At 44.8% G+C, this 8,392-nt stretch carries 8 protein-coding genes; all 8 read left to right on the top strand.

The genetic code is table 11. The features are described 5' to 3' along the window. On the top strand, nt 1-200 hold a 200-nt coding region (locus tag ACH10T_RS13435), incomplete at its 5' end, for a hypothetical protein (RefSeq protein ID WP_394809768.1). Next, a complete protein-coding gene (locus ACH10T_RS13430) occupies nt 197-1,153 on the top strand; it encodes a glycosyltransferase family 2 protein (RefSeq protein ID WP_394809767.1) in 957 nt (318 codons plus the stop codon). The genes ACH10T_RS13435 and ACH10T_RS13430, both read left to right, overlap by 4 nt. Beyond that, nucleotides 1,153-3,051: an asparagine synthase (glutamine-hydrolyzing) gene (gene asnB / locus ACH10T_RS13425; RefSeq protein WP_394809766.1), complete on the top strand. Its 1,899-nt coding sequence runs from the start codon at nt 1,153-1,155 to the stop codon at nt 3,049-3,051. The genes ACH10T_RS13430 and asnB overlap by 1 nt, the downstream gene beginning before the upstream one ends. 63 nt (nt 3,052-3,114) lie before the next feature. Continuing rightward, the gene (locus tag ACH10T_RS13420; protein ID WP_394809765.1) at nt 3,115-4,782 is read left to right on the top strand and encodes a hypothetical protein; all 1,668 of its coding nucleotides are present in this window, start codon (nt 3,115-3,117) and stop codon (nt 4,780-4,782) included. 14 nt (nt 4,783-4,796) lie between these two features. After that, a complete protein-coding gene (locus ACH10T_RS13415) occupies nt 4,797-5,540 on the top strand; it encodes a glycosyltransferase domain-containing protein (protein WP_394809764.1) in 744 nt (247 codons plus the stop codon). A 32-nt stretch (nt 5,541-5,572) separates the two neighbouring features. Then, nucleotides 5,573-6,529 (top strand): EpsG family protein, encoded by a 957-nt coding sequence (locus ACH10T_RS13410; protein WP_394809763.1) that lies wholly within the window; start codon nt 5,573-5,575, stop codon nt 6,527-6,529. After that, nucleotides 6,522-7,583 (top strand): glycosyltransferase family 4 protein, encoded by a 1,062-nt coding sequence (locus ACH10T_RS13405; RefSeq protein ID WP_394809762.1) that lies wholly within the window; start codon nt 6,522-6,524, stop codon nt 7,581-7,583. Before ACH10T_RS13410 ends, ACH10T_RS13405 begins: the two co-directional genes overlap by 8 nt. After that, the coding region (locus ACH10T_RS13400; protein WP_394809761.1) for a glycosyltransferase at nt 7,580-8,392 on the top strand (813 nt) is incomplete at its 3' end. The genes ACH10T_RS13405 and ACH10T_RS13400, both read left to right, overlap by 4 nt.

The raw sequence follows: 8,392 nt of genomic DNA, 5'->3' as shown, positions 1-8,392 counted from the left end.
ACCAGCGTACGTTAAACAACCTGTTCGCCAGTACGGGCTACGTTCTGCGTGACAAGGGCTATGCCCAATTGGGGCAAAAACTAATCGACTTCCCTGAGAGGGCCGGCAGGTGGAATTATGCGTTGTACCCATTAGCCTTGCTGTTAAGTGTGTTCGGTCAGACCGGACGCATGACAGTATGGGCAAGGCCTAAGTCTTGAACGAAAACTTCAAACCAAAGGTCACAATAATGATTCCGACCTTTAACCAAGCGGAGTTTATTGGTGACGCGATTAAATCAGCACTGGCTCAAACTTATTCAAATCTTGAAATCATCGTTGGGGATGATGCGTCAACAGATACTACGCCGGCAATTTTGGAGAAAATAAGCGATTCAAGACTTAAGTACTTTCGAAACTCCCGTAATATTGGCCGCACCTCCAATTACAAAAATTTGTTATTCGTCCATGCAACAGGTGACTACGTTATAAATCTGGATGGTGACGACTACTACACCGATCCCGATTTCATTACGGAAGCGGTCAAACTGATCAAGGGCAATGAAGATGTAATTATGGTCGTCGCAAGAGCCACTACCCAAGCGCCTTCAGGCAACTATATTTCTAAAATTCCTTTTCAGGAAAATGCAACAGGAATGCAGATTTTGAGCAAACTTCCTGATGGAATGTATTTTTTTATGCATATGGCGGTGCTGTATGCCAGAAAACCAGCTCTTGAAGTTGACTTCTACAGAAGCTCGGCGCTTAGCTCAGATTGGGAATCCCTATATCGATTGTCTTTGCGAGGCATCGTGAAGTATTTGGACAGAAATGTTGGAGTTTGGCGAATTCATGGCATGAATGAATCCGGAACAATTGACCCGGTAAAGCAATTGGCGAATCTGGCTATTTGGCCAGCCATTTATAAAGAGGCAGTAGCCTTTGGCATGAATTCAGTTCTCGCAAAATATAGCTCTGCAAAATGCATTGCTTATTTTGCTCAGTCAAGCTGTGTCCGGGTTTCAATTTTCGGTAATACGGCATTAGTAAAATTTGCGCTGGATGTTGTCAAGAGTTATAAGTTCGCGGCATTGCTGATGGTGCTTACGCCTGAATATGCAGCCCGTGTGATGCTAAGTTTGACGGGCTATTACCGTCGGAAAAGAGCACCCTGATGTGCGGCATTGCGGGGTTTATTCATTTAGGTGAGAGCCGCCACGTTTCTTCATTTCGGCTCACGGCAATGCTCAAGCCTATCGTTCACCGGGGCCCGGATGACGGCGGCGTGTGGGTCGATGCGCAGCACAGTGTCGCGCTTGGACATCGTCGGCTTTCGATACTTGATCTTTCCCCGGCTGGTCACCAGCCCATGACAAGTTCGTGCGGGCGTTACGTAATTGTGTTCAACGGAGAAATTTACAACCATCTAGATATACGGAAAAATCTTGAGACGGCGGGTAGTTTGCCAATCTGCGGTTGGCGCGGACATTCCGATACCGAAACCTTGTTGGCTTGTTTTTCTGCTTGGGGAATTGAAAAGACGCTGCAATCCACGGTGGGCATGTTCGCGCTCGCGCTGTGGGACAAACATGAAAAATCGTTGACCCTTGCCCGTGACCGTATTGGTGAGAAGCCGCTGTATTACGGCTGGCAAAACGGTGTGTTTTTGTTTGGTTCTGAACTAAAAGCCTTAAAGGCGCATCCTGCATTTAGCGGCGAGATGGATTGGCATGCAGCCAGCACCTTCTTGCGGCTGAACTATATCCCCGCGCCATCAAGTATCTATCAAGGAATTTTTAAACTGGTGCCGGGTACGTTTCTCCCATTAACACAACATCATGTGCAGCAACGCACACTGCCTCCACCGGTGCCCTATTGGTCGCTGGGCGACGCCGCAGCGCAGGGTTTGGAGAATCCATTTATCGGCAGTTTCGCTGATGCAGTGGATCAGCTCGAAACGCTGGTGCGTCAGGCGGTACAACTGCAATCGGTGGCCGATGTGCCCGTGGGGGCTTTTCTATCTGGCGGTATTGATTCATCCACGGTGGTTGCCATGATGCAATCTTCAACCACTTCAAAGGTCACCACTTTTTCTATTGGCATGCCCGATGCCAAGATGGACGAATCACAACATGCAGCGGCTGTAGCAAGGCATTTGGGTACGAACCACGTTGAGCACGTCATCCAACCGCACGAAGCGTTGGATTTGATCCCGCGTCTATCGGAAATTTGGGATGAGCCGTTTGCTGATAGCTCGCAGATTCCCACCTATCTGGTAAGCCAATTGGCTAAACAGCAAGTGAGTGTCGCTTTGTCGGGTGACGGCGGCGATGAGTTTTTCTTGGGTTATTCTCAATATGTGTTTTATCAAAAGATTTGGCGGGCTAGACACCTTGGCAGGCTGCCTTGGACACCGGCTTTTAAGGCACTGAAAATGTTTGAAGGCAGTCAACGAGTAGCTTCTGTTTCACGGCGCTCGCAAACCGTCGTGAACGCATGGCGACAGCCCAATGCGCAGATGCTTAATCGTTATTGGTTTGATCGATATCGTCAGCGTAAAGTGCCTTTGGCAGAACAGTGCAGCGTAGAGATGCTGGACTTTCCCGTCTTGGGTGATGTCGCATCAACTGCTGGACTTTGGGATGCAGGGACTTATTTGCCTGATGATATTCTCGTCAAAGTAGATCGAGCCGCAATGGCGAATAGTTTGGAAACACGCGCACCATTGCTGGATCACCGAATTATCGAATTCGCCTGTAGCTTGCCGCTTAAATACAAATTGAATGGTGGAATTAGTAAAAAAGTGTTGCGTGAAGTGCTGTATCGACATGTCCCCAAGTCAATTGTTAATAGACCGAAAATGGGATTCGATATACCTCTATCGTCATGGCTACGAAAGGAATTACGTCCATGGGTTGAGGAAACGATTTCCAAAATCGAACATGATTCGCCAAATTTTGATAGACCTGCAATTTTTCAGCTATGGAATGAGCATCTGTCTGGCCAAATTGATCATACAGATCAAATTTGGGCGCTCTTAAGCCTGCTTACTTTTATAAACAGGCAAAATTAAAACGCACCATACTGTAGGCCTAGCAGTATTATTAAATTAATATAAAATATTCGGCAATTGAAAATGAAAAAAACTAAAATTGGTTTGATTGTCGATTCCAGATATTCGTCCAAATATACGTTTGATCTAGCTAAATGGGGGCAGGATCAAAATAACTTGGAAATTACTCATCTTGTTATTCAGCAAATAGAAAAGAAGCGATCAAGCTCCATAGTTATTAGGGGATGCAACTTTCTTTTACGGATGGGTTTCTATCATTTTCTTTCACTAATTCTCTGGAAGCTAATCGGCAAAATTGAAGCGAAAAAAATTTCAGCTACGAGTCACAAAGACCATCTAGGAATATATGATCTATCCGATGTTGTTCCTTGCTCAATAATTACGTATCCTATTGTTTCAAAAAGTGGACTTGTTCATACTTTTTCAAGAGAGGATATCGAGAAATTAGGCGAAGAGAGATTTGATCTTCTTATTCGTTGCGGATCTGGAATTTTACGAGGTGATATTTTAAGGACATCTCGTTTTGGGGTAATTTCATTTCATCATGGGGATAACCGTATCAATCGTGGTGGGCCAGCAGGTTTTTGGGAAGTGTTTTATAAGCAAAGTAAGTCGGGATTTGTGATTCAGCAGCTTACAGAAGAGCTGGATGGAGGAAATGTACTATTAAGAGGAGCATTCCCTACAAAGAATTATTTTTTACTAAACCAAGCCAATCTCTATAATAAAAGCAACTTTTACATGAAGAAGTTGCTTGGGGAAATAGCTAATACTTCTACCCTTCCGCTACCTGAAAAGCAGACCCCGTATTTTAATAAGCTGTTCAAAGGGCCGAACGTAAATGAGCAGCTTAAATATATCTTTAATTTGGCGGGCAGAAGTATTTCAGCGAAGATTGAAAACAATGTTTTAAAGAAACAGCTACGGTGGTCAGTAGCATTTTCAAGATCAAATTGGAGAAGTCTTGTAATGCGGCGGGCTATAAAAATAAAAAATCCTCCCGGACATTTTTTAGCAGACCCCTTTGTTATTTCAGAAAACAATAAAGAGTACTGCTTTGTTGAGGATTTTGATTACAAGACCAAAAGGGGCTGCATATCTGTATACGAACTTCAAGAAAAAAGCGCTGTGAGAATCGGAGAGGCGATTACCGAACCATTTCATATGTCATTTCCATATCTATTTAGATTTGATTCAAAGATATACATGATCCCTGAGACTAATGAAGCTGGGGAAATACGTCTGTACGAGTGCACTGACTTTCCAACAGGATGGCGATTATCAAAAGTATTGATGTCTGACGTTTCCGCGACGGACACGATGATATTTGAACGTGACGGAATTTGGTGGATGTTAACGAACATCGATCCAGCGGACGTTGGCGACCACAACTCTGAACTGTATATTTTTTATTCAGACAGCCCTTTGTCGAGCAGTTGGGTAGCTCATTCTCGAAATCCAATTTATATCAATCCAGAAAAATCGAGAAACGCAGGTCTGTTATTTGATGATCGTGATATTTTTCGGGTTTCTCAGCAAATGGGTTTTCAGCAATACGGAAAAAGTTTTTCAATAAACAAAGTTACTTTGTTAAATAAAAATGTATATCAAGAAGAATTGGAGTGTGCTATAGAACCGAACTTCTTCAAGAATTTGAAAGGGACTCATCACATTCACAGCAATGGAAATGTTACAGTCTTTGATTATATTGGGTCAACAAGTCTTAATTAGGTGAGCGTTCATAAATGAAAGTTGCCGTTTATATCTGTGTGACAAATGGTTATGACGTGGTCAGTGCACCCACTACTAAAGCGGCGGGGGTGGATTACTTGTGCTTCAACGACGGCAGTATTCGTGTTCCCCGTGACTGGGAAGATATTCAAATTACTAAGGATTATTCAGGCAAGGATGCGAATCGCTACATCAAAATCTTGCCGCATCTCAATGCTCGCCTTGCAGAGTACGATTTGACCGTCTATGTGGATGGTGCGATTGATGTTGTCGGCGATCTGACTACGCTGATTCAGCAAGTGGTGGTAGCTTCAGGGGAGGTTTTTTTGTATAAGCATCCGCGTCGAAGCTGCGTATATTTGGAAGCGCGTGCATGCATCGAGGGTATGAAAGCGCCGATTAAGGCAACTTCTCAACTGATGAATAAATTTAGATCAGAGGGAGTGCCTGAAAATCTAGAATTATTCGAAGGTGGCGTGATTATTAGAAAAACATCCAAAGAAGTAAATCGACTAATGAGTGCCTGGTGGGACAATTACCTGTCTGGAGTGAAACGGGATCAGCTTGCATTAATTTATGCGATCTGGAAAACGGGCGTCGTAATTCAATCGTTGGGGATTCCTGATCATCGTGTTGAGCAACGATATTTTCGGTGTAGGTATGGGCACTCTGGGGACTTTTTTCGCCGACATTTTGCGTGGTGGATATGGCGCCCCATCGTTGGCGCATTGATCGATTCAAAAATAGTCAAACTATGAATCCGCTTACATATAGTCGTAGGCGACTATTTTTGTTATTGGCATTAATCGGTTCCCTATTCCTTGCTTATTTATCTGGCTGGCGTGAAGTCGGTATTGATAGATATAACTATTTACAGATGTATCGAGGCGTGATCATCAACCCAGAATGGACTATTAAGCTTTGGTATGCCAAAGATGTAATGTTTCTTTTGATCGCAACTGGCTCCAACTACTTTAGTGAAGATGCGAAATGGGCATTCTTTATCGTTTGTTTTCTCTCTGTTGCTACAAAATATCTTGCAGTCAGGCGCATAGCCCGTCAATATACACTTGGCTTTATTTCAGCTTATGCTGTCTTCCTTTCCCCTGGGTTGGAATTTGCCGCAATGCGGGGTGCGTTAGCGATTGGTTTTTTAATGTTGGCGCTCTCTTTCCGTGATAAAAAACTGCCTTGCATTGTATTTTCCCTACTCGCCTTCGCCTCCCATATTTCTAGCTTATTGGCGCTGGTTTTCGTATTGGAAAAAGTTCAGAAACTATTGACTAAAAACAAAGTTTTGTATCTGGCTATTGTTGTCAGTATTTCGTTGCTTGGTTCAATTCTATTAAAATTATTTCCTCATGGCGAAAATTATGAGAATAATCGAGGAACCATCTTCGCCTACACAGAGCCATTCGCAACGCTGCTTATCGCCTTGTTGATATTTTACCGAGTAGATAAGGTTTGTATTCAACATCCAGATGATTCAGTGTATAAATTTATTGCCAAGTTGCGTCCCATCGTTTATGGACTGATTGCTATCGCATTTGGGATATCCTCGGTGGTGGTGACTGCAGCCACTCGCTATTTGGAGATTTCGTGGTGTTTGATGCTGCTTGGGTCTGTAGTTTTATTTCGTAAGTCTTATATTAACTTACTCGGAGGACTGCTTTTGCTCGCTTTCCTTTCGTATATAAATATCCTCCGATTGACTTGGCTGGCAATTATTTATCCTGGTCTTGGTTGAACTATTAACTGCAGCCATGAAGCAGAAGAGATATTCACTCGTCGGCATTACCCAGGGCAAAAACCAGCCCAGTACTCGATTCCGCTGGTCGCAGTATGTGGGAGATTTGCAGCAAGGTGGTTTTGAGGTTTCGGAATTAGAAAGTCATTTCGGCGCTTATGCGCCTCGAAAGAAAATTCATCGCCCAGCTTGGCTGGCGGCTAGCGTTTTCGAAAATGCGGGTCGCGCCCTTCGGGCTAATCAATACGATCTCCGATTCTTACAGAGAAATTTAACAGCAACGTTATGCACGTGGGAGCCTTTCCTGACGAAGCCATTTGTTTTCGATGTAGACGATGCAATTTTTTTAGGTGTACGCGGATTAAATGCAAACCGTATAGCTAAAGCGGCTTCTTTGGTACTTTGCGGGAACAATTTTTTAGCCGCTCATTTCAGTAAATTTGCTGACGTGAAAGTTTTACCCACTGCCGTTGATTCTCTTCGCTTTGTGCCGGTCAAAGAGAGAGTCCCTAATCGCCCACAAATGGTTGGGTGGTCAGGTTCATCATCTGGGTTCAAGTATCTTTATGCGATTGAGCCCGCAATCAAAGAGGTACTATCACGACATCCTGAATTGCTATTTAAGGTGATTTCAAATCAGGCGCCAGTATTTACATCTCTACCACGGGACCGAGTTCTATTTGAGAAGTGGACTGAAGCTCGTGAAGTTGAGGTTTTGCAGGAATTGACTGTTGGCATCATGCCACTCGAGGATGATCTTTGGGCGCAGGGCAAGTGCAGTTTTAAAATGTTGACGTATATGGCAGTGGGCATTCCTGTTGTTGTATCGCCTGTAGGCATGAATGTTGAAATTTTGGAAAGGGGAAATTGCGGATATGCGGCTTCATCAAAGGATGATTGGGTGGATGCGCTATCTTTGCTTTTAACGAACGAGTCTCTCGCCACGCAAATGGGAAAAATTGGACGTAATATTGTAGAAATGCACTACGCCAAAAAAATAATTGGTCCAAAACTGGTGGACATTTTGTGCAAGGTTTTGCAAGGAACCACTTGAAAGTCCTTCATATCATTATTGGCCTTAATGTCGGGGGTGCCGAGATGATGCTCAAGCGCCTGGTCGAATCTCATCTCGCATACCCTGCTTATCGCCATGTCGTCGTCTCACTTATGGACATGGGCACGCTTGGCCCGCAGCTTCAGGCCATGGGCGTGGAGGTTTATTCGTTAGGGATACGCTCCATATTTAGCATTCCTCAAGTACTCTGGCGGCTTGTGAAACTGATTCGCGCGAGTCAGCCAGACATTGTGCAGACCTGGATGTATCACGCCGATTTACTGGGAGGACTGGCTGCCCATATAGCGGGTAACAGGCATGTGATCTGGGGGATTCGAACGACCGATATTCGGTCTGCAGGTTCGTCTGTGACATTGATTGTTCGGTGGCTTTGCGCACGGCTGTCGAAGTGGGTGCCACAAGTAATCGTGTGTGCGGCCGAGGCCTCGCGGCAATCTCACATCGACGTTGGTTACGAATCGAAGAAGATGTTGGTAGTGCCAAATGGTTACGATTTTTCTTGGTTGAACGCATCAGTCGAAGAGCGGCAAGCGCTGCGCGAGCAATGCGGCATTACCCAGAGCCAGATTGTGGTGGGCAGTTTGGGCAGATTTCACGCGGTTAAGGATCAAGAGAATTTTGTGCGGGCCGCCGGTTTGCTGGCTACGAAGTACCCGCAATTGCGATTTGTGATGGTGGGGCGCGACTTGGATTGGGATAACGCGCAGCTTGTGCGCTGGATCGACAGGACGGGTTGGAAGGATCATTTCACGTTATTGGGCGAGCGCAAGGACGTGCCGCAGTGCTTG

The organism is Nitrosomonas sp. (genome assembly GCF_043753625.1).
GTDB lineage: Bacteria > Pseudomonadota > Gammaproteobacteria > Burkholderiales > Nitrosomonadaceae > Nitrosomonas.
Note: the sequence above shows the minus strand (reverse complement) of the source record. Positions and strands in the feature narration are given on the sequence as shown.

Coding starts and splice junctions, on each gene's coding strand:
- asnB (WP_394809766.1), top strand. CDS start 1,153: ATGTGCGGCATTGCGGGGTTTATTCATTTAGGTGAGAGCCGCCACGTT.
- ACH10T_RS13420 (WP_394809765.1), top strand. CDS start 3,115: ATGAAAAAAACTAAAATTGGTTTGATTGTCGATTCCAGATATTCGTCC.
- ACH10T_RS13415 (WP_394809764.1), top strand. CDS start 4,797: ATGAAAGTTGCCGTTTATATCTGTGTGACAAATGGTTATGACGTGGTC.